This is a genomic window from Chryseobacterium sp. FG46 (assembly GCF_057809135.1).
This window is the reverse complement of the sequence record NZ_JBMDJJ010000004.1, coordinates 72,438-94,687: the sequence shown is the minus strand read 5'-3', so window position 1 is coordinate 94,687 and position 22,250 is coordinate 72,438. Positions and strand designations below refer to the sequence as shown.

The window sequence follows — 22,250 nt, the reverse complement described above, 5'->3', positions numbered from 1 at the left end:
CATAAAATATTGAACTACAAAATTATAACAATTTTTTTTGTTTATCGCGTTAAAAAGTTCTATTTTTGTGATAAATATCATATAAAATGCCGCAGGAACAACAGATAGCAATTGAAGAGAGGTTCGCCAGAGTTTTTAATGATAAATCATTTAAAGAAAGACTTTCTAGCGCAGATTTTGAAAAATATATTAATGGCAAAAAGAAACTGAGTTTTCAGAAACATGATACCATTTTCGAGGATGGCGAAACTCCGAAAGGAGTGTTTGTTCTGGAGAAAGGTGCTGCCAAGCTTTCGAAATCAGGTGCGTTCGGTAAAGATCAGATTTTAAGATTTATCAAAGAAGGAGATATCATCGGCTATCGTTCTTTGCTTTGCGGGGAAAACTTCCAGGCCAAAGCAGAAGCCATGACAGATATTGAATGTGTATTCTTACCTGCGGATATCTTTATGTATCTGCTTGAAGTAGATCCACAGCTGTCTTTCGTAATGCTTCAGAAAATCTCCTACGAATTAGGAGAATCTTCCAATACCATTACTTTCCTTGCTCAGAAAACGGTAAGAGAAAGACTGGCAGAAATTCTTTTGCTGCTGGAACAGAAACTGGGGGTAGACCCTGAAGGCTTTATTAAGATCTCATTAACGAGAGAAGAAATTGCCAATATTATCGGTACTGCTACGGAAAGTGCCATCCGTCTGATCTCCGAATTCAAACAGGATAGTCTCATTGAAGTTGACGGAAGAAATATCAAGATTTTAAATCACGACAAACTCATGAAACTCGGTCACGTAGTTTTATAAATCATACAAAAACTTAAGTCGGCTCAAGGCCGACTTTTTAACTTTTAAAAATAGATAAATTATGTCTGTTCACTCTGAAATTAAAAAAGTTACGACTGAAACCTTGCGTAAAATGAAATTCGACAAGGAAAAAATAACAATGCTTACCGCCTATGATTTTACCACTGCAAAGATGGTAGATGCAGGGGGAGTAGATGCTATTTTAATTGGAGACTCTGCGGCGAATGTAATGGCTGGTTTTGAAACTACATTGCCCATTACGCTGGATCAAATGATCTATCATGCTCAAAGTGTGGTAAGAGGAACCGACAGAGCTTTGGTGGTAGCAGATTTACCTTTCGGAACTTATCAGAGTAATCCTGAAAAAGCATTGGAATCTGCGGTAAGAATGATGAAGGAAGGTGGAGCGCATGCGGTGAAAATTGAAGGTGGAAAAGAAATCTCTAAATCTATCAAGAAAATTATCAATGCCGGAATTCCGGTAATGGGACATTTGGGATTAACACCACAGTCTATCTATAAATTCGGAACGTATAAAGTAAGAGCAAAGGAAGAGGCAGAAGCTGAAAAACTGATTGCTGATGCTCAACTTTTGGAAGAATTAGGCTGTTTTTCTGTAGTACTGGAAAAAATACCTGCGGAATTGGCGAAAAAAGTGACAGAAAGTATTTCTATTCCTACTATCGGAATCGGTGCCGGAGCAGATTGTGACGGGCAGGTTTTGGTGTATCATGATATGGTAGGAATGAACAAAGGCTTCAGTCCGAAATTCTTAAGAAGATATCTTGACCTTTATACAGAAATTACAGGAGCTGTTGCTCAATATGTAAAAGATGTGAAAAGTGTAGAGTTTCCCAACGAAAACGAAAGCTATTAATCTATGCAGAATCAACAATCTATTCAGGGAATATTATCTATTGCAGCACTGATTTGTCTTGCTGTAGGGTGGTTTAATTTATTCTCTCCGGAAATCAATCATTTACTTTCAAGAAAAGTATTTTATGTGCTGATAGGAGCGAGCTTCTTTATTCAGGCTCCGCTACTTACGAATAAGAATTTTGTTTATGCTATGTATGCTGCTGCAGCAATCTGTGTATTCGGAGCATTTATTCCGGAAGGCTCAAAACTTTCGGCTGTAAAAACTGTGGGGCTTTTGGCGGGAATTATCCTGTCATTATCCAACAGAAGAAGATAGACTGAAAAAGTATGAAGGAGCAGATTATATATGAGGACAACCATCTTCTGGTGATTAATAAAAAGGTGGGTCAGCTTGTTCAGGGTGATAAAACCGGAGATGAATCACTATTAGAATCCATCAAGAACTTTATAAAAATAAGAGATGCTAAGCCGGGAAATGTTTTTCTCGGCTTGGTTCATCGTATAGACCGCCCAACCTCCGGGCTGGTAATCTATGCAAAAACTTCCAAAGCGCTTTCCCGTCTTACGCAAATGGTGAAAAACCGTGAAGTGAAAAAGACATATTGGGCAGTTGTGGGAAAAGAAATGATTCCTCAAAGCCAGAGACTGGTTCATTATTTAAAGAAAAACGAAAAGAATAATAAAGCCATTGTTTTTCCCAAAGCTACCGAAGGAGCAAAAGAAGCTATTCTTACCTATCATGTGGTCAAAACACTGGATAATTACCTTCTCTTGGAAATAGATCTTGAAACCGGAAGACATCACCAGATCAGAGCGCAGCTATCTAAAACCGGAGTTCCGATTAAGGGTGATCTGAAATATGGAGCACCACGCTCTAACCCTGATGGAGGAATCAATCTTCATGCAAGAAAACTGGAATTTATTCATCCGGTAACCAAAGAAAACATTGAAATCATAGCTCCTGTTCCACAGAATGATGCGATCTGGAGGGCTTGTGAAGAATAAGCAAATAATTTTTACGATCTATAATATGAAATTTAAATCACTTTTCTTAGTCACAGTGTTGGTTATGGGATCTTGTTCAGACAATAATGAAATACCTGTTGATAATTCAGAACAAACTGTTATTGATAATACAAATAAAGTATCGTGGAATTATCCTGTTTTATCTCCTGCTTTTAACGGTTTGGAACAAAACTATATTTTTGAATATGATTCTCAGGGAAGAGTTTATAAAAAAAATGGAGGGATTTTGAAGTCTGCAGGAGCGTCAGGAGCTCCGGACCGATTTACAAATCTGATTTATACTAAAATATCTTATACAGGGAATACTGCTGTAGTAGGAAGTTATAGCTCTGATCCATCATTTAATGTTCAATTAAATGAAAGGAAATTTGAGTTTGACAGTCAAGGAAAAATTACTAAATCAACTATTCCTTCAATTTATAATATACAACAGGAAAAACGTTTGACATACAATTATGATACCTCAGGAAAGCTCGTTGATGTTTTGACAGAATTCCCTAATATAACTTATGATCCTACAGATCCTGATGATTATATTTTAACATTTTTAGAAAAATTTACTTATAACACTGCTGGAAATCTGGAAAAAACGGTTACTATAGAAAAACATAATAATGTTGATTTTAAAACCATTCAGGAGCTGCAGTTTAGTAATTTTGATGCAGTCCAGAATCCATTTAAAAACCTGGGAATTTTCACTGACTATTTTTACATGTCATTATCTAAAAATAATTTTCAAAAGATGATTATAAAAGAGTTTAATTACTCAGGACAGATAAGCTCTACAAATGAATTATCCTGGGCTAATCAATATAATACCAATGGCTGCTTAAAGCTTTTTTATTAACGCATTTTGAATAAATATCAATAAGATCCATCTCCAAAGTTGAGATGGATTTTTTGTTGAATATCATCTGAAATTTTGTCCATTCTGAAAAAATGTCTAACTTCGTTGCCAACTTTAGGGGTGTCTGTTACCAACAGACTGAGACTTTACCCTTTGAACCTGATCTGGATCATACCAGCGTAGGGAAAAGTAGATGACTTTTGCTGTACATTCTATTGTACAATAATGGCCATTCCTAAAGTATATGTAAAATATTAGGAATGGAACTTATAATCAACCACACCCGAAAAACATTTAATGTACTTCCCGCAAACCTGGAAGCATTACTGGCTATTGAGCTGCCTGGAAAGAAAAAAGGTATTGCTGTAGCTCTCAACAATCGCATTATTCCCCTGTCAGTCTGGGCGGAAACCATCCTTAACCACAACGATTCAGTTTTAATCATTACTGCCACTCAAGGCGGTTAATTCTCATAATTAATACCAATACTTATGGCTCACTCCATTACATGTTCGCCATTTCCGAACTCAAAGAAAATCTATGTTGAAGGAACATTACATCCTATCAATGTAGCCATGCGTGAAATACAGCTTAGTCCGACCAAATTGACCAATGGCGGCTTTGAATATAATGCTCCGGTGACGATTTACGACACTTCAGGACCTTATACCGATGAAAATGCAGTCATTGATATCCAGAAAGGACTTCCGAGAATCAGAGAAAAATGGATTCTGGACAGAAATGATGTAAATATCCTTGATGGAATTACGTCTGAATATGGAAAGGCACGTTTAGCAGATCCTCGTCTTAATGAATTAAGATTCTCTTATGATCATAAGCCTAAAGTTGCGCAGCAAGGAAAAGAAGTTACACAGCTTTATTATGCAAAACAGGGAATCATTACTCCGGAAATGGAATATGTGGCGATCAGGGAAAATCAAAGAATAGAACAGCTTGATTCTGTATCTAAAGAAATGGCTTTTCAACATCCGGGACACAGCTTTGGAGCCAATACCCCAAAAAGTAAAATTACACCAGAGTTTGTAAGAGACGAAATTGCTGCCGGAAGAGCCATTATTCCCAATAACATCAACCATCCGGAAAGCGAACCGATGATCATCGGAAGAAATTTCCTGGTGAAAATCAATGCAAATATCGGAAACAGTGCCGTTTCATCCAGTATTGAAGAAGAAGTAGAAAAAGCGGTGTGGGCCTGCCGATGGGGTGCTGATACTATTATGGATCTTTCAACCGGAAAAAATATTCACGAAACAAGAGAGTGGATCATCAGAAACAGTCCGGTTCCTATTGGTACAGTTCCTATTTATCAGGCCCTGGAAAAAGTGAAAGGTGTTCCGGAAGACCTGACGTGGGAAATCTTCAGAGATACCCTTATTGAACAGGCAGAGCAGGGAGTTTCCTATTTCACGATCCATGCCGGAGTTCTGTTGAGATATATCCATTTAACCGCAAAAAGAGTGACCGGAATTGTCTCCAGAGGAGGATCTATTATGGCAAAATGGTGTTTATTCCATCATGAAGAAAGTTTCTTATACACTCATTTTGAGGAGATTTGCGAGATCATGAAGAAGTATGACGTAGCTTTCTCTTTAGGAGATGGTCTTCGTCCCGGATCTATTGCAGATGCTAATGATGCCGCTCAGTTTGCAGAACTGGAAACTTTAGGTGAACTGACAAAAATTGCCTGGAAACATAATGTGCAGGTGATGATTGAAGGACCCGGCCATGTTCCGATGCACATGATCAAAGAAAATATGGAAAAGCAATTGGAAGAATGCCATGAAGCTCCTTTCTATACTTTAGGGCCGTTAACAACGGATATTGCTCCAGGTTATGATCATATTACTTCAGGAATCGGGGCAGCTATGATTGGTTGGTTTGGTTGTGCCATGCTTTGCTATGTAACACCGAAAGAACATTTAGGTCTTCCGAATAAAGATGATGTAAAAGTTGGGGTAATCACTTATAAACTGGCAGCCCACGCAGCGGATTTAGCAAAAGGTCATCCGGGCGCACAGTACAGAGACAACGCATTAAGTAAAGCCAGGTTTGAATTCAGATGGGAAGATCAGTTTAACCTTTCGTTAGATCCTGAGACGGCAAGAGCTTATCACGATGAAACATTACCAGCGGAAGGTGCAAAAATTGCCCATTTCTGTTCCATGTGCGGACCGAAATTCTGTTCCATGAAAATTACTCAGGAAATTCGTGAATCTGCAGAACAGGGTATGCTGGATAAATCACAGGAATTTATTGAAAAAGGGAAAGAAATCTATATATGATCATCGTTATCACTCCTGAATGGATTGTCCCGAATGAAACTGATATTATTAACCAAATGTTTCAGGAGGGTCTTGATCTGCTTCACATCCGGAAACCATGGATCAGCCGGAATGAAATGACTGAATTCATCACACAGATTGATGAAGTTTTTCGTTCACAGCTGGTGCTGCATACGCATTACGACCCGGGGAAGGAATTTACTATTTCAAGATTTCATTTCAGGGAGATTGATCGAAAGGAAGGAACATATAAACCTTTTGCGGAAGAAAATACCATTTCAACTTCGGTACACGATATCGCAACGTACAATATTTTGGATAAAGAATGGGAATATGCTTTCATAAGCCCGTTCTTTCCAAGTATCTCCAAAAAAGGATATGGATTGGATTCCACTATTAAAGATGAAATAAAACATAGAAAGCATTCGGATGTAAAATTGATTGCTCTTGGAGGAATTGATCAGGATAATATCCATGAAGTTTTCGAAACAGGAGCAGATGGAGCGGCCTTATTAGGTGCTGTCTGGGAAAGTGAAGAACCCTTAAAAGTATTCAAAAAATGCAGGAACGTCCTTATGTCATAAGTATCGCAGGCTTCGATCCCAGTGGTGGAGCGGGCTTGCTGTCAGATAGTAAAACTTTTGAACAATCGAAAGTGATGGGATTGGGAATATGTACCGCATTGACATTGCAAACGGCTTCCAAATGCTTGAGCTTAGAATGGCGGCCTATAGATGAAGTAACCAAAGCAATTCAGGTGTTGAGGGAAAACTATACCATTTCAGCAGTGAAAATCGGAATTGTGAAAGATGCGGAATTTCTGGGTAAAATTATAAAAGCAGTAAAGGCTGGTAACTCTGAAGCAAAAATCGTTTGGGATCCGGTTATGAAAAGTACTTCTGAATTTACCTTTTTTGACCTTGAAACACTTTCACAGCTGAAGGATATTGTAAACGACATCAGTTTAATGACTCCCAATTACAATGAATATGTGGTTTTAAAAGAAAATAATCTTTTGCCGGATACCAATAAATGTTCATTACTGATCAAAGGAGGACATAGAAAAGACCTTTTGGGAACGGATGTTTTAGTTGAAAATGGAACAGAAACTCTTTTAAAACCAAAAGATGATAGTGAGATCTATTTTCCCAAGCATGGTTCGGGCTGTGTTTTATCTTCAGCCATCACAGCTGAACTTGCCAAAGGGAAAAGTATGGAAACGGCCTGCAAGCAGGGAAAACGATACATCGAAAAATTTTTACAAAGCAATCCCTCTTTACTGGGAACGCATTCATCATAAACATGGAAAAATTACAATACATATCACAGGGAAATACTCTGCAGGAACAGGACCTTTATATCCGAAAAGCCTTAGATAATGGGATCAAATGGGTACAGGTTCGATGGAAAAATGCTCCTGAAAACGAATTAATCAAACTCTGTGAAATTTCAAAACAACTTTGTTCAGAATATCAGGCGGTTTGTATCATCAATGATCATGTACAAATAGCCAGAGAAATAGATGCAGACGGCGTTCATTTAGGATTGGACGACAGTGCCATTAAAGACGCAAGGTTGATCTTGGGCGAAAATAAAATGATTGGCGGAACGGCTAATACCCTTTCAGATGTCATTCAGAGAATCAACGAATCTTGTGATTATATCGGTTTAGGACCATTGAGATTTACCACAACCAAAGAAAAACTCAGTCCTGTTCTTGGATTTGAAGGATATCAGCATATCATTGATGGATTAAGGGAAAAATTAATAGATGTCCCTAAGATATTTGCCATCGGAAGTGTTACTCTCGAAGATATTTTACCGTTACAGGAGATCGGGATTTATGGTATTGCAGTTTCCGGACTGATTACAAAACAGCCATCAATTATTAATGAACTAAAAAAAGTAATGATATGAACCATCAGAAATTAGAAATCGCAGGAAGAATTTTTGAATCAAGACTGTTTTTAGGAACAGGAAAATTCGGAAGTATGGGAGATATGGTACAATCTGTCATCGCATCTGAAACCAATATGGTAACAATGGCGCTCAAAAGAATTGATGCGAAATCCAGTGAAGACAGCCTGCTTGATTCATTAAAAGAAACCAACGTTCACCTTCTGCCGAATACTTCCGGAGCAAGAACTGCCAAAGAAGCTGTATTGGCCGCACAGTTAGCCAGAGAAGCACTGGAAACGAACTGGGTAAAACTGGAAATTCATCCGGATCCAAAATATTTACTGCCGGATCCTATTGAAACCTTATATGCAACGGAAGAATTAGCCAAATTAGGATTTGTTGTAATGCCTTACATTCATGCCGATCCTGTTTTATGCAAACGTCTGGAAGACGCCGGAACTGCAGTGGTAATGCCTTTGGGAGCACCTATCGGGACGAATAAAGGATTAAGAACACAAGACTTTCTGGAAATCATCATCAGTCAGAGTAATGTTCCTGTCGTAGTAGATGCAGGTATCGGGGCACCATCAGATGCAGCAAAAGCTATGGAAATGGGAGCAGACGCCGTTTTGGTGAACACAGCCATTGCCGTTGCCGGAAACCCGCTGAATATGGCTTTAGCTTTTAAAGAAGGTGTGATTGCAGGAAGAAGAGCCTTTGAATCTGGATTGGGAGCCATTGCTAACCATGCTGAAGCTTCAAGTCCGCTGACTTCATTTTTATTTGAATAAAGCAGACTCATGAAAAGCTTTAAAGATGTTTTTGAACACTATCGATGGGACGAGGTAAAGGATAAACTTGAAAAAGTAAGCCTGGCTGATGTAAGGTACAGTCTTCAGAAAAAGAATAAAACCCTTGATGATTTCCTGAACCTTTTGTCACCAGCGGCTTCTCAGGAACTTGAGCTGATGGCAGGAATGACGCAGGCTCTTACCCAAAAAAGATTTGGAAAAACCATTCAGCTCTATGCTCCGCTGTATCTCAGTAATGAATGTCAGAATATCTGTACCTATTGCGGATTCAGTCTGGACAATCACCTGAAAAGGAAAACACTTTCCGATATGGAGCTGATGATTGAAGCATCAGTCCTGAAATCTATGGGAGTGAATCATGTGTTACTGGTAAGCGGTGAAGCCAATAAAATTGTGGGTGTACCTTATTTTCAGAACGCTGTCCGTAAGCTAAAGCCTCATTTTTCCAACATTTCCATTGAAGTGCAGCCATTACTGGAAGAAGAATATAAGCTGCTCCATGAAGAAGGAGTACATTCTGTTCTGGTATATCAGGAAACCTACCATCAGGATGTGTACAGGGAATATCATCCGAAAGGCAAAAAATCAAATTTTCATTTTCGCCTTGAAACTCCTGACAGAATTGGAAGGGCAGGCATTCATAAAATAGGGCTGGGAGTTCTTCTTGGGCTTGAAGATTGGAGAATAGACAGCTTTTTCAATGCCTTACACATCGATTACCTCCAGAAACAGTACTGGAAAAGCAAGTTTTCTGTTTCATTTCCCAGGCTCAGACCCGCTGAAGGGATTATTGAACCGAATTTCATTATGGAAGATAAAGACCTTCTTCAGCTCATTTGTGCCTACAGAATCTGGAATGAAGACCTTGAAATCTCCATTTCTACCAGGGAAAATGAAATTTTTAGGAATAATATTGTATCTCTGGGAGCAACTGCTATGAGTGCAGGTTCCAAAACAAACCCCGGAGGATATGCTGTGGATAAAGAATCTCTGGAACAGTTTGAAACCAGTGATGAACGAAGTATGGAGGAGATTAAAATGATGATTAAAAAAGCAGGTTATGATCCTGTGATGAAAGATTGGGATTCCGTATACAGTGGATTTTAAAATTTTAAACCATTAAGAACTTTAAAAACCTTAATGGTTCTATGATAATTATGAAACAAGACCAGTTTGCACGGTACAGCCGGCAGATATTTATCGAAGAAATCGGATTGGAAGGGCAAAAGAAAATAAAGTCATCCAAAGTTCTTGTCATTGGGGCAGGAGGCTTGGGAAGTCCCGTTATTCAATATCTGGCGGCTGCAGGAGTAGGAACTTTAGGTGTTATCGATTTTGACCATGTAGAACTTCATAACCTGAACCGCCAGATCATTCATACTGAAAATAGGGTAGGATTATCCAAAGTGAAGAGCGCAGAAACATTTGTAAAAGAACTCAATCATCAGGTTAAACTGATAGGAATTGATGAAAAACTCAATAGAAATAATGCCGAAGAAATCATTTCTCAGTACGATATTATTGTTGATGGCTCAGACAACTTCTCTACACGATATCTGGTGAATGATACCTGTGTACAATTAAAAAAAGCTCTGGTTTACGGAAGTATTTTAGGATTTTCAGGACAGGTAGCTATATTTAATCTTAACGGAAGTAAAAACTTACGGGATGTTTTCCCTGAGCCACCTTTCGATGATGATGTACCGGATTGTGACAGCCTTGGTGTTTTGGGAGCCCTTCCAGGGATCATAGGCAGCATGATGGCACTGCAGACGTTGAAGATTATAACAGATCTTCCGGTAAGTGTCAATCAACTCACATTGGTAGATACGCTGAGCTGGAGATTTCAGACGATAGATTTCTGATGTAAATGTAAACACTAATGTTACTAATATTTTCATCAATAACACGAATTCAATATCAATAGGAACGGGCTGGTCATCCTGAGTGTAAACGAAGGAAGCCCGTTTTGCTTTTATAAAAAACAGGTGGTAAAATGATTACCACCTGTTTTTATTATTAAAAAAAATGAATTACTGTGCCTGCTGCATTACCCCTCCGGTATCCTCTTTTTTCGTCTGGTTAAGGATGCTCGGATCCTCTTTTGCCAGTTTATTCCTTGTTGGAATTTTATAGTTGATGGAAAGCCCGAAATTTCTGGTGTCATATTTACTGTAGATCATCACCGGGTTTCCTGATGGTGGATTAGAGCGTACCTGCATCATCTGCCCGTTGAAAATGTCATTCGCAAAAACAGAAAGTGTCAGGCGGTTATTCATAAACTTCTTCGTCAGCGTAATATCAAGAGAGTTGTTAAACGGTTTTTCTGCCGTAAAGTAGAAATATCCGGCCTTTGGAGTCAGATAGCTGTAGTTGGCTGTCAGTTTGATGTCCTTAGGTAAAATAATCTGGGTCATGATATTGAAGATCCAGAATCCTTTATTATTCAAATTGTCGATTTCATGTTTCTGATAACCAGCATACAGGTACATGAAATTAATTTTATCAGGATTGAAATTAAATTTCATGATTTCACTAAACGGCTTGCTGAAAATCATAAAAGGAACAGGTAATCCCACGTTGAAATTGTGAATTTTCATATTCGAAATATTCACTTGCTCGTTGAATAGTTTTCTTCCGTCTTTTCGGATGATCTGTGCCACCTGGTTGCTTGCTGAACTTACACTATATCCGATGAATGCATAATCAAAAGCTGAAATTTTCAACTCATAATTATCAAAAATAGTAGGCTGTAGATTCGGGTTACCGTTTACTTCCGTACTTGGTCCGGAGAATGTTACGTTGTTTGGGTTCAAAGCAGAAATACTTGGCAGGCTGATTTTCCTGTTGTAATTCGCAGCAATATAAACCTGATTCATCATGTTATATTGTACACTTGCATTCGGGAAAAATTTAAACTTATTGAAAGGAATCAAATCAGCTTCAACCACCTTTTTATCTTTAATATATCTTGTTACGCCGGAAATATCATAGTTTTCAGCACGGGTGCCCAAAGTGAAATCAAACTTTTTCAGTTTAGCCTGAAACTCCAAGTAGGTTGAAGCAGTCTGTCTCTGATATTCAAGATTAGTCAGTCCAAAGCTTTCCGTATCATAGTCCTGTCTTTCATACAATCCCCCAAAGCTTACCTTTCCACCGTCAAGAAGTTTGATAGGCTGGGCATAATCTACTTTAAGATTCGCAATATTCATTACAGATTTATTGTTAAGAATATCTTTTAATCCATTAGTAGGGCTATCGAGAGGTTCATTGGGATAAGCTACAAATGTTCCATCTTGAAAATAATTATCCTGAGAAAACTTGCTGTCTGATCTTGTATAGCCAAACTGAAAATCCAGTTTTTGAGATTTGTCAGCAAAACGCTTCTGATACGTTACAACGGCTTCCTGTCTCAAATTATTGGTATGCGCAACATCGGAAGAAGTATAAAAAGCTTCTTTTAAATCCTCCGGATTTCTCTTGAAAGGCAAATCTCCATGACCATTACTTAAAGTGTAGTTGTCGTTATTGTTATGATAAATATCGTAGTTTAATAATAATCTGTCTTGACCAAGATCAAAAGTTAATCCGGATTTTGCAAAATATCCACGGCCGTATCTGTCGGTATGGCTGTTCAAAAGCTCATCCTGTTGCCCGTTAAGCATACTTTCACGGTAATTTTGCCCCACATTCAGCTGCCATCCGAAATATTTATTTCTGGCGTTTAAGTTAACAGAGTTTGTGGTTCTGCTTCTGTATTTATCATAATTCGTGAAAGAATAATTTCCAGAATAAGTAGCCGTTAAATATTTATTAGCGTTTTTGTTCGTGATGATATTCATGATTGCTCCTCCGGAAGTTGCCGGAAACTCCGCGCCGGGCTGAGTAATCACTTCAATTCTTTCTACAGAATTGGCAGGCATTCCTTCCAGAAAGGAGTTTAATTCATTGGATGTGATGTTCAAAGGTCTTCCATTCAGGTATACTTCCAGCATTTTTCCCTGATACATCATTCCTGCGATGTCCGTAGATACAAGTCCCGGAAGTTTTTTAATTCCTTCCAGTACGTTTCCGTTATTCAGCTGAGGTTGCTCGGAAAAGTCAAAAATAGTACGGTCTGCCTTTTGTTCAACGGCTTTTTTAGTTTTGGTGATGACTACACCTTCAATTTGTTTTTCCTGAGGTTTATTATTTTTTTCTTGTGAAAAAACAAAAACAGAGGTTAATAAGGATAAAGCGAAAATCGTTTTTTTCATGATGTTTTTTACTGATATCTGGTTAGACGACGAAAAATAAATTTTGTTACAATCATTACAATAATTTTAATTATTTGAATGAAGAAAATTATTACAATCGTATTTCACTGAAGAATTGACAGATGTTTCCTGATATCAAAAGCTATTTCAATATCCATGCGGAAAATAAGGAGTTCATTGTTCCGGATACTCTTGAGTCTATGGAAAACCAACTTTCTGAAAGGTCTCTAAGAATTCATAAATCTTTCATCACCAATCTGGATAGAATTAAAAGTATCGGAGCTGAAAAGTATTTCTTCATGAGTATGAAATTCCTATTGGAAAAAGTTACAGAGCAAGTCTTATGTATAAATTAAAACAAAAAAGACGACTTCTGATGAAGCCGCCTTTCTATTAATTAGTCTAACAATTAATCTTATTTTTCCTGTTGTTTGATAAGGTTCAGAGCAGAACCAGCCTTAAACCAGTCAATTTGCTGATCATTGTAAGTATGGTTGGCCATGATGATATCTTTAGTTCCGTCCGCATGAACGAACTCTAATGTCAGTTGTTTTCCTGGTGCAAACTGATCAAGATCTAAGAAGTTAACAGTGTCATCTTCCTGGATTTTGTCATAGTCAGCCTCATTAGCGAAAGTGATGCCAAGCATTCCTTGTTTTTTAAGGTTCGTTTCGTGAATTCTCGCGAATGATTTTACCAATACCGCTTTTACACCAAGATGTCTAGGCTCCATGGCAGCGTGTTCTCTTGAAGAACCTTCACCGTAGTTCTGGTCTCCTACAACGATTGTTGGAATGCCTGCTGCTTTGTAAGCTCTTTGTACAGCCGGAACTTCACCGTATTCACCGGTTAATTCGTTTTTAACTTTATTGGTTTCCATGTTGTAAGCATTCACTGCACCAATCAACATGTTGTTTGAAATATTATCCAGGTGTCCTCTGTATTTCAACCATGGTCCTGCCATAGAAATGTGGTCTGTAGTACATTTTCCAAAAGCTTTGATCAATACTTTAGCGCCTTCAATATTTTTACCATCCCAAGCCGGGAATTCTTCCAATAACTGAAGTCTGTCTGAAGTAGGGCTTACGTTAACAACAACGCTTGAGCCATCTTCTGATGGTGCCTGATATCCGTTGTCATCTACCGCAAATCCTTTTGAAGGAAGTTCGAAACCTCTAGGCTCGTTAAGTTTTACCTGTTCACCTGCTTCGTTAGTTAAAGTATCCGTAATCGGGTTAAAGTCTAATCTACCTGAGATCGCCACAGCAGCTACCATTTCCGGAGAAGCTACAAAGGCGTGAGTATTCGGGTTGCCGTCAGCTCTTTTGGCAAAGTTTCTGTTGAAAGAGTGAATAATAGAGTTTTTCTCTCCTTTTTCAGCACCTTCTCTGTCCCACTGTCCAATACATGGTCCACAAGCATTGGTAAAGATTCTTGCGTTTTCAAATTTTCTGAAAGAATCTAAGAAACCGTCTCTTTCCGCGGTGAATTTCACCTGCTCAGAACCTGGATTGATTCCTAAGATTGCTTTAGGCTTTACTCCTTTTGATACCGCGTCCTCTACGATGGAAGCTGCTCTTGATAAATCTTCATAAGAAGAGTTGGTACAAGAACCGATAAGTGCCCATTCCACTTCTATCGGCCATCCGTTTGCTTCAGCTTTAGCTTTGAATTCCGCAACTGGCGTCGCTAAATCCGGAGTGAAAGGTCCGTTTAAGTGAGGAGTCAGTTCAGAAAGGTTGATTTCTATTAATTGATCGAAATATTGTTCAGGGTTGGCATATACTTCAGCATCACCTGTTAAATGTTCAGCAATTTTATCAGCGGCATCTACTACGTCCTGTCTTCCTGTTGCGGAAAGATATCTTCTCATAGAATCATCATATCCGAAAGTAGACGTTGTAGCTCCGATTTCAGCACCCATGTTGCAGATAGTTCCTTTACCGGTTGCAGAAAGAGATTCTGCCCCTTCACCGAAATATTCTACGATGCATCCCGTACCTCCTTTTACAGTCAGGATTCCTGCTACTTTTAAGATGACGTCTTTTGCAGAAGTCCATCCGTTCATTTTACCGGTTAATTTTACTCCGATAAGTTTTGGCATTTTAAGCTCCCAGGCCATTCCTGCCATTACGTCTACGGCATCAGCTCCTCCTACACCAATAGCTACCATTCCTAATCCACCTGCGTTTACCGTGTGAGAATCAGTACCAATCATCATTCCTCCGGGGAAGGCATAATTTTCCAGTACAACCTGGTGAATGATACCAGCACCTGGTTTCCAGAATCCGATTCCGTATTTATCACATACAGAACTTAAGAAGTTGAATACTTCGGAGTTTTTGTTGATTCCTTCCTGTAAATCTTTGTCAGCACCTACTTTTGCCTGGATCAGGTGATCAGCATGTGCCGTGGAAGGAACCGCTACTTTAGCTTTTCCTGCCTGCATAAACTGTAAAAGGGCCATCTGTGCGGTAGCATCCTGCATCGCTACTCTGTCCGGTGCAAAGTCCACATAAGAGTTTCCTCTTTCATACGCTTGTGTAGCATTTCCTTCCCAAAGGTGGGTGTAAAGAATTTTTTCTGAAAGGGTAAGAGGTTTTCCCACGATTTGTCTTGCGGCTGCAATTCTTTCCGGGTAACGCTCGTACACTTTTTTGATCATATCAATATCAAAAGTCATATCGTATTTTAGTTTTGTTCTTGTTCTTTTAATGCTTCTTTCTCTGATGTTGAAAAAGAAAAATCATTTATCTATGCATCAAAAAACGTTCCTATAATCTATCAACAGGGTATTTTTGATTCTAAAATCAATAGATTTTATAACTTTCAATTTAAGAAAAATTAGAATTTATTTTCCTGATTTTATCAGAAAAAAAATGTAATTATCTTAAAATAGAAACATTCTAAACAAAAAAATGGAAGATTTTAAATCCTAAAGGACCAAAATCTTCCAATTATATAGTTTTTCAATAGGTCTTTCGACGTATTTGTTATTCTCTTAGTGAGCGCTTGTACTTGTTAATTCTTTAATAGAAGGAACAAAAGTAGTAAGGTCAATTCCCTCAACAGCAGCTTTGTACTCCTCAATACTAGGAATTCTTCCGATGATTGCAGAAAGAACAACAACCGGAGTTGAAGCAAGCAGAGATTCTCCTTTTTTACGTTCAGAATCTTCCACTACTCTTCCCTGGAAAAGACGCGTAGAAGTAGCTAAAACAGTATCTCCTTTAGCTGCTTTTTCCTGGTTACCCATACAAAGGTTGCATCCAGGACGCTCAAGATACATTACGTTTTTGTATTCAACACGAGCTTCTCCTTTTGGAGCGTTATCATCAAATTCAAAAGCTGAATATTTTTCTAATAATTCCCAGTCTCCTTCTGCCTTTAATTCATCAATGATGTTGTAAGTAGGAGCAGCTACGACAAGAGGGGCGCTAAATTCTACCTTACCTTGTTGCTTTTCAATATTTCTAAGCATTTGAGAAACAATCTTAAGGTCTCCTTTGTGAACCATACAAGATCCTACGAAACCAAGGTCTACTTTTTTCTCACCTCCATAGTAAGAAAGATCTCTGATGGTATCGTGAGTATATCTCTTAGATACATCTTCGTTGTTTACATCCGGGTCAGCAATCATAGGTTCTACGATTACATCAAGATCTACAACTACTTCAGCATAATATTTAGCGTTTGAATCCGGAGTTAAAGCAGGTTTTTCCCCTGATCTGATTTCTTCGATTCTCTTGTTTGCTTTGTCAATTAATCCCTGAAGAACTTTATTGTGGTTATCCATTCCCTTGTCGATCATGATCTGGATTCTGCCTTTTGCAATTTCCAGTGATTCAATCAGTGTATTATCTTCAGAAATGTTGATAGAAGCTTTTGCTTTCATTTCGGCAGTCCAGTCTGTAAAGGTAAATGCCTGGTCAGCAGGAAGTGTACCGATGTGAACCTCAATGATTCTACCCTGGAATACGTTTTCTCCTCCAAACTGCTTCAACATCTGAGCCTGTGTAGCATGAACCACATCACGGAAATCCATGTGTTCTTTCATGTTTCCTTTGAAGGTTACTTTTACAGATTCAGGAATCGGCATTGATGCTTCACCGGTAGCTAATGCAAGAGCCACAGTTCCAGAGTCAGCTCCGAAAGCTACTCCTTTAGACATTCTTGTGTGAGAATCTCCACCAATAATGATAGCCCACTCGTCTACAGTGATGTCGTTAAGAACTTTGTGGATAACGTCAGTCATTGCGTGGTATTCACCTTTCGGATCGCGGGCTGTAATCAGACCGAACTCGTTCATGAACTTCATTAGCTTAGGAATGTTTGCCTGAGCTTTTTTATCCCAAACTGAAGCCGTGTGACATCCTGACTGGTAAGCTCCGTCTACAGTAGGGGAGATTACAGTTGCAGCCATAGATTCAAGCTCCTGGGCAGTCATAAGACCTGTGGTATCCTGTGAACCTACGATATTAACTTTTACACGAACGTCTGATCCGGCGTGCAGAACTTTTCCTGGTGTAGTTCCAACAGCATTTCTGTTGAAAATCTTTTCTACAGCGGTAAGTCCCTGTCCTTCATGAGAAATTTCTTTTGAAGGAGCAAAAACTGCTGGCGCCTCAACTCCTAAAAGCTGAGCGGCAAATGTCTGCAGTTTCTTACCAAATACAATCGCGTAAGATCCTCCCGCTTTGATGAATTCCATCTTTTGCGGAGTGAAAGATTTGGTAAGGTCGATCAATTCTTTGTCGCCGTTATATAATTTCTTTTCTTTTGTATTAATCGTTAAAACAGTTCCTGTTGCTACTGAATATGCTTCTTCAAGAACGATGTCTCCATTTTCGTTACGAATTGGATTTCCGTTTTCGTCAACTTTCTTTACCCAGTTTTTAAGGTCGATACCAATACCTCCGGTAACGTCTACTGTAGTAAGGAAGATTGGAGAAATACCGTTTGTTCCTCCTACAATTGGAGCAATGTTTACGAATGGCACATATGGACTAGCCTGCTTTCCTGTCCAAAGTGCAACGTTGTTTACTCCGGACATTCTTGATGAGCCTACCCCCATTGTTCCTTTTTCTGCGATAAGCATAACGCTTGCATCAGGATGTTTTGCCTGTAAAGCTTTGATCTCTTCCTGAGCCTCAGGAGTGATCATACATTTACCGTGAAGTTCACGGTCTGATCTTGAGTGAGCCTGGTTACCCGGAGAAAGTAAATCTGTAGAGATGTCTCCTTCACCAGCGATATAGGTAACTACTTTGATTTCTTCAGCCACTTCAGGAAGTTTAGTGAAGAATTCAGCTTTAGCGTAGCTTTCAATGATTTCTTTTGCAATTTCGTTACCGCTGTTGAATGCTTCTTTCAGACGGTTAGTATCTGCTTCATAAAGGAAAACCTGAGTTTTAAGAACATTGGCAGCTTCTTGAGCAATAGCTGCATCACTACCTAAAGCAAGGTCCAGCAGCACCTCAATGGAAGGTCCGCCTTTCATATGAGACAATAGTTCAAAGGCGAAAGCCGGGGAAATTTCTTCTACTACGGATTCACCCAGAATAATTTCTTTTAAAAATTTGGCTTTTACTCCCGCTGCACTTGTTGTTCCGGGTAGTGTGTTATAAATGAAAAATTGAAGAGAATCGGTTCGGTCAGCATTACCTGAATCTTTAATTTGCTTAATGATTTCGCTTAGTAATTCAGCACCATCAATTGGCTTTGGATGAAGCCCCTGGGTTTTTCTTTCTTCAATCTCTTTGATGTAATCCTTATAAATACTCATAATAGAAGGTCTTTCAAAATTAAAGGTAGGCCTGCTTTTTCTTTACCGGTGTGTATAAATACAATTAATGACATTTTGAGTTCTCGCATTTTGATGCAACATTAACCGAATAAAGTCAGCATAATCTACACTTTTTCAAAAGTTTTTTAAAATTATCAAACAATTCAAAATGTTCCCAAAATTACGAAATTTTACAATTTTATAAGAATTAAATTATTTAGATTCTTTATAAATATGATTTTTATAATATCTATTTTTGGTCGTATTTTTGAACCCAAATGGAGAATATGAAAAATATCCTGAATGTTTTATGTGTTTTCATTTCGATTTTCGTTTTCTCACAGACCCAATCTGTGAAGAAAAATCCAGCGAAAAAAGGAACGAAAACTACCGTTAAAAAAACACTTTCAGCCAGCAAACCTAATGCTGATCTGGTAGTGATTAATAAAGATCTTCCTGTTTTGATTCCCAAGAAGAGAGGAGATCAGTTCGGGTATGTCAATCAGAACGGGAAATTTATTATTCAGCCGGAATATCATATTGCCGTATTTTTTTATGAAGACTGCAACCTTCTGAATTCACCTAATGAAAAAGTGAGAAAATTTGGAACAAAAGACTATGCCACGGTAGAGAAAAATATGATTTCTTACCGTATAGATCAGTCTGGGAAGAGAGTATATCAGTTCAAAGAAACAGATTTTGGAAAATGTAAATTCGAAGAATATAAACAACAGCTATTTCAGGCTTACATCCTCAATGGTTTTTACGGAATCATTGAAAAATCAAAATTTGTAAATGCAGCAGATTACAGACAATTCCAGATCTATCCTCAATATCAGTATCTGTTCATTCTTGAAGGTGATGATGTCGCTAATCCAATGATTGTAGCTTCCAATAATGATAAATTTGGAATCATTGATGTTAATAACAGGATTATCATTCCGTTTGAATATTCCAATATTAAACGAAATTTCAGCTGGAAACTGGGGAAGATGTTTGAAGTGACAAAAGACGGCTCGAATTACTACTATATCGACGCCAACAACAAAACTTACTAAATAATTATTAATGATGAATGATGAATGATGAATGATGAATGATGAATGATGAATGATGAATGATTCATTTGATAGCTCCTGTTTTCGTAGTATTTTTTCCATTGCGTAACCCGCAACCTAACACCCCGAATCTCGCACCTCGTAACCCACTATCCTGCATCTCGAAACCTGAATTCCAATTCATATATTTTTTGTAATTTTGCGGCTGAAATAAAGGGGTGCTTTAACAGGCTGAGATTATACCCAATGAACCTGGAACAGGTAATGCTGTTTAGGGAACCATTTAAATAATTGATAGATGATTAGCGATAAATGATCGATAAACATTCATTATCATTTGCTATTTGTCAATTATCTCGTAATCACCCCTTTTATTCATTAAATGTTAAAGATTTATAGAATGAAAGGATTATTTTTTTTAGGACTTACCATAGGAGCTGCATCTTTTATACAGGCTCAGAATAAAGATTCATTAAAGGTCAGAGAAATTGAAGCCGTCAGCTTTACCAAAAGACTTCCGGTTGCAAAGGAAATTATCAATGTACAGAAAGATCTGGACAGTAAAAATCTGGGACAGGATCTTCCTATTCTTTTGAAAAACCAAACCTCCATTATTTCTACTTCTGATGCCGGAAATGGAGTAGGATATACAGGTTTCAGAATCCGTGGTGTTTCGGGAAGTGCCATCAATGTTATGATGAATGGTGTTCCATATAACGACTCTGAAAGCCAGGGAACCTTTTTTGTCAACGTTCCGGATTTGACAAGTTCTGCGTCACAGATTGTCATCCAGAGAGGAGTAGGAACTTCCAATAACGGAGTTTCTGCCTTCGGAGCTAGTATTAATGTACTTTCTAAAGATCCGGAAGAGAAGTTTTATTTTAAAACGGACGATAGCTACGGATCATTTAATACTTATAAATATTCAGCTGAAATAGGCTCGGGGAAGTTCTGGAAAAACAGGCTTTCTGTAATGGGAAGATATACCCATATTCACTCTGATGGCTATATAGACAGAGCTTCATCCAATTTGCATTCTTATAATTTCACTGCTTTATTTGAAGAAGGAAATACAAAGCTGCGTTTAATGGCTTTTGGTGGAAAAGAGAAAACCTATCAGGCATGGAACGGGATTGACCGTAAAACCTGGGAAACCGATCCGAAATTCAATATTTCCGGAGCGATCTATGATGCCAATTGGGAGAATATTGTAAGTTTCTATGATAATGAAACGGATAACTACAGACAGAATCATTATCAGTTGCTGTGGGAACAAAAATTCAGCGACCGCTGGAACCTTGAAACCACATTTCACTATACAAAAGGAAAAGGATATTACGAAAATTACAAGCAGGGAGACCCTTTTTCAAGATATAACCTTCCCAATATAACAGAAGGAGGACAAACGGTAAAATATTCAGACTTTATCAGAAAAAAATGGCTGAACAACGATTTCTACGGAATGGTTTCAACGCTTTACGGGAAATTTGAAAATCTTGATCTGAACTTTGGTGCTGTGGTCAATCAGTATTACGGAAGACACTATGGAAATGTAACAGGAGTATTTTTTCCTCAGATTGATGAAAGTGAATACTACAGAAACCGCTCTGTAAAGAATGAGGTGTCTGGTTTTGCAAAAGCTTTACTAAGATTGGATAATTTTGAATTCTTTGGTGATTTGCAGCTCAGAAAAATCAATTACAACACAAAGATTCTGACGGCTGGTGATGGTGAAGGAGCAGATTTAAGTAAAAACTGGCTGTTTTTTAATCCAAAAGCCGGAGTAAATTACAAAATTGACGGAGGTAAAATATTCCTTTCCTACGCTCATGCTCACCGTGAGCCTAACAGAGATGATCTGATGGCCAATAATGATGTGAAAGCTGAAAAACTTCATGACATTGAAGCCGGTTTTGAAAAACAGTTCGGAATTGTTTCTTTGACAGCGAATGTTTATTATATGTATTATGTGAATCAATTGGTTTTGAATGGAGAGCTTAATAACGTAGGAGCATTTATCAGAACCAACTCAGGAAAGAGCTACAGAAGAGGGATTGAGGTAGGTGCTTTGGCGAAACTATCCCAACAATGGGAGGTTTCAGGAAATGTAACCTTAAGCCAGAACAGAAACCAGGATTTCAATATTCAGAATGGTGATGTGGCTAAAAGCCTTGGAAATACCCAGATTTCATTTTCTCCGAATGTAATTGCCAATCTAAGCCTGAGATTCAATCCTACCAAAAACTTCCAGTTTGCTTTAATGAATCAGTATGTTGGAAAACAATATCTGGATAACACAGAGGATGCCAATCTGCAGCTTAAAGATTATTTCCTGACAGATTTCAATGCTCAATACCAATTTAAAATTGCTAATAACGAAATTGCATTAAAGCTATTGGTGAATAACCTGTTCAATAAAAAATACGTCAACAATGGTTCTGTTTATGAAGGACAGCCTTACTATTTTTCACAGGCAGGAACAAACTTTATGTTTGGAGTAAGCTGGAAAATTCAATAATTGACCAATATATCTTTTTTGCTTTTTAGCAGATTTGATCTTTTTAAGCTTAAAAAAAGCAGTTTGA

General features: G+C 38.2%; 19 protein-coding genes and 1 riboswitch. Of the genes, 16 read left to right on the top strand and 3 right to left on the bottom strand.

Annotation, left to right across the window (positions count from 1 at the left end):
* Positions 1–86: 86 nt before the first annotated feature.
* The 13 genes from ACODR7_RS04735 (at position 87) to ACODR7_RS04675 (ending at position 10,431) form a co-directional block, all read left to right on the top strand.
* Entirely contained in the window at positions 87–800 is a 714-nt protein-coding gene (locus ACODR7_RS04735; protein ID WP_034692595.1) for a Crp/Fnr family transcriptional regulator, read from the top strand.
* Positions 801–861: 61 nt separating this feature from the next.
* On the top strand, positions 862–1,677 hold the full coding sequence (gene panB, locus ACODR7_RS04730) for a 3-methyl-2-oxobutanoate hydroxymethyltransferase (RefSeq protein ID WP_103232094.1): 816 nt from the start codon (positions 862–864) through the stop codon (positions 1,675–1,677).
* 3 nt (positions 1,678–1,680) lie between these two features.
* On the top strand, positions 1,681–1,995 hold the full coding sequence (locus ACODR7_RS04725) for a hypothetical protein (RefSeq protein WP_047377337.1): 315 nt from the start codon (positions 1,681–1,683) through the stop codon (positions 1,993–1,995).
* An 11-nt stretch (positions 1,996–2,006) separates the two neighbouring features.
* Positions 2,007–2,684, top strand: a complete 678-nt coding sequence (locus tag ACODR7_RS04720) for an RluA family pseudouridine synthase (protein ID WP_488837687.1) — start codon at positions 2,007–2,009, stop codon at positions 2,682–2,684.
* A gap of 25 nt (positions 2,685–2,709) precedes the next feature.
* Entirely contained in the window at positions 2,710–3,552 is an 843-nt protein-coding gene (locus tag ACODR7_RS04715; RefSeq protein ID WP_488837685.1) for a hypothetical protein, read from the top strand.
* A 106-nt stretch (positions 3,553–3,658) separates the two neighbouring features.
* Positions 3,659–3,755, top strand: a riboswitch (TPP riboswitch).
* Between the two features lie 57 nt (positions 3,756–3,812).
* Entirely contained in the window at positions 3,813–4,019 is a 207-nt protein-coding gene (gene thiS, locus ACODR7_RS04710) for a sulfur carrier protein ThiS (protein WP_488837684.1), read from the top strand.
* A gap of 24 nt (positions 4,020–4,043) precedes the next feature.
* Positions 4,044–5,855: a phosphomethylpyrimidine synthase ThiC gene (thiC, locus tag ACODR7_RS04705; RefSeq protein WP_488837682.1), complete on the top strand. Its 1,812-nt coding sequence runs from the start codon at positions 4,044–4,046 to the stop codon at positions 5,853–5,855.
* The gene (locus ACODR7_RS04700; protein ID WP_488837681.1) at positions 5,852–6,439 is read left to right on the top strand and encodes a thiamine phosphate synthase; all 588 of its coding nucleotides are present in this window, start codon (positions 5,852–5,854) and stop codon (positions 6,437–6,439) included. Before thiC ends, ACODR7_RS04700 begins: the two co-directional genes overlap by 4 nt.
* Positions 6,415–7,155, top strand: coding sequence for a hydroxymethylpyrimidine/phosphomethylpyrimidine kinase (locus ACODR7_RS04695; protein WP_488837679.1), 741 nt, complete (start codon positions 6,415–6,417; stop codon positions 7,153–7,155). Before ACODR7_RS04700 ends, ACODR7_RS04695 begins: the two co-directional genes overlap by 25 nt.
* Positions 7,156–7,157: 2 nt before the next feature.
* Positions 7,158–7,772 carry a thiamine phosphate synthase gene (thiE, locus tag ACODR7_RS04690; protein ID WP_488837677.1) on the top strand — a complete coding sequence of 205 codons (615 nt, stop codon included), beginning with the start codon at positions 7,158–7,160 and terminating at the stop codon, positions 7,770–7,772.
* Positions 7,769–8,545 (top strand): thiazole synthase, encoded by a 777-nt coding sequence (locus tag ACODR7_RS04685; RefSeq protein WP_488837675.1) that lies wholly within the window; start codon positions 7,769–7,771, stop codon positions 8,543–8,545. Before thiE ends, ACODR7_RS04685 begins: the two co-directional genes overlap by 4 nt.
* Before the next feature lie 9 nt (positions 8,546–8,554).
* Positions 8,555–9,673, top strand: coding sequence for a 2-iminoacetate synthase ThiH (gene thiH, locus ACODR7_RS04680; protein WP_488837673.1), 1,119 nt, complete (start codon positions 8,555–8,557; stop codon positions 9,671–9,673).
* A 50-nt stretch (positions 9,674–9,723) separates the two neighbouring features.
* Positions 9,724–10,431, top strand: a complete 708-nt coding sequence (locus tag ACODR7_RS04675; protein ID WP_488837834.1) for a HesA/MoeB/ThiF family protein — start codon at positions 9,724–9,726, stop codon at positions 10,429–10,431.
* A gap of 168 nt (positions 10,432–10,599) precedes the next feature.
* Here the strand turns inward: ACODR7_RS04675 and ACODR7_RS04670 are convergent, their stop codons facing one another.
* Entirely contained in the window at positions 10,600–12,822 is a 2,223-nt protein-coding gene (locus ACODR7_RS04670) for an outer membrane beta-barrel protein (RefSeq protein ID WP_488837672.1), read from the bottom strand.
* 122 nt (positions 12,823–12,944) lie between these two features.
* Between ACODR7_RS04670 and ACODR7_RS04665 the strand changes: the two genes are divergently transcribed.
* Complete coding sequence (locus tag ACODR7_RS04665) at positions 12,945–13,178, top strand: LytTR family transcriptional regulator DNA-binding domain-containing protein (RefSeq protein WP_488837670.1); 234 nt, start codon at positions 12,945–12,947, stop codon at positions 13,176–13,178.
* Positions 13,179–13,237: 59 nt separating this feature from the next.
* Here the strand turns inward: ACODR7_RS04665 and ACODR7_RS04660 are convergent, their stop codons facing one another.
* Together ACODR7_RS04660 and ACODR7_RS04655 are read right to left on the bottom strand one after the other, a co-directional pair.
* The gene (locus tag ACODR7_RS04660) at positions 13,238–15,505 is read right to left on the bottom strand and encodes an aconitate hydratase (protein WP_488837669.1); all 2,268 of its coding nucleotides are present in this window, start codon (positions 15,503–15,505) and stop codon (positions 13,238–13,240) included.
* A 318-nt stretch (positions 15,506–15,823) separates the two neighbouring features.
* Complete coding sequence (locus ACODR7_RS04655) at positions 15,824–18,607, bottom strand: bifunctional aconitate hydratase 2/2-methylisocitrate dehydratase (RefSeq protein ID WP_488837667.1); 2,784 nt, start codon at positions 18,605–18,607, stop codon at positions 15,824–15,826.
* Between the two features lie 287 nt (positions 18,608–18,894).
* Here ACODR7_RS04655 and ACODR7_RS04650 point away from each other — a divergent pair, with 287 nt between their 5' ends.
* Entirely contained in the window at positions 18,895–19,665 is a 771-nt protein-coding gene (locus tag ACODR7_RS04650) for a WG repeat-containing protein (protein ID WP_488837665.1), read from the top strand.
* Positions 19,666–20,065: 400 nt separating this feature from the next.
* Positions 20,066–22,183, top strand: coding sequence for a TonB-dependent receptor (locus ACODR7_RS04645; RefSeq protein WP_488837664.1), 2,118 nt, complete (start codon positions 20,066–20,068; stop codon positions 22,181–22,183).
* The last annotated feature ends 67 nt before the right edge of the window (positions 22,184–22,250 follow it).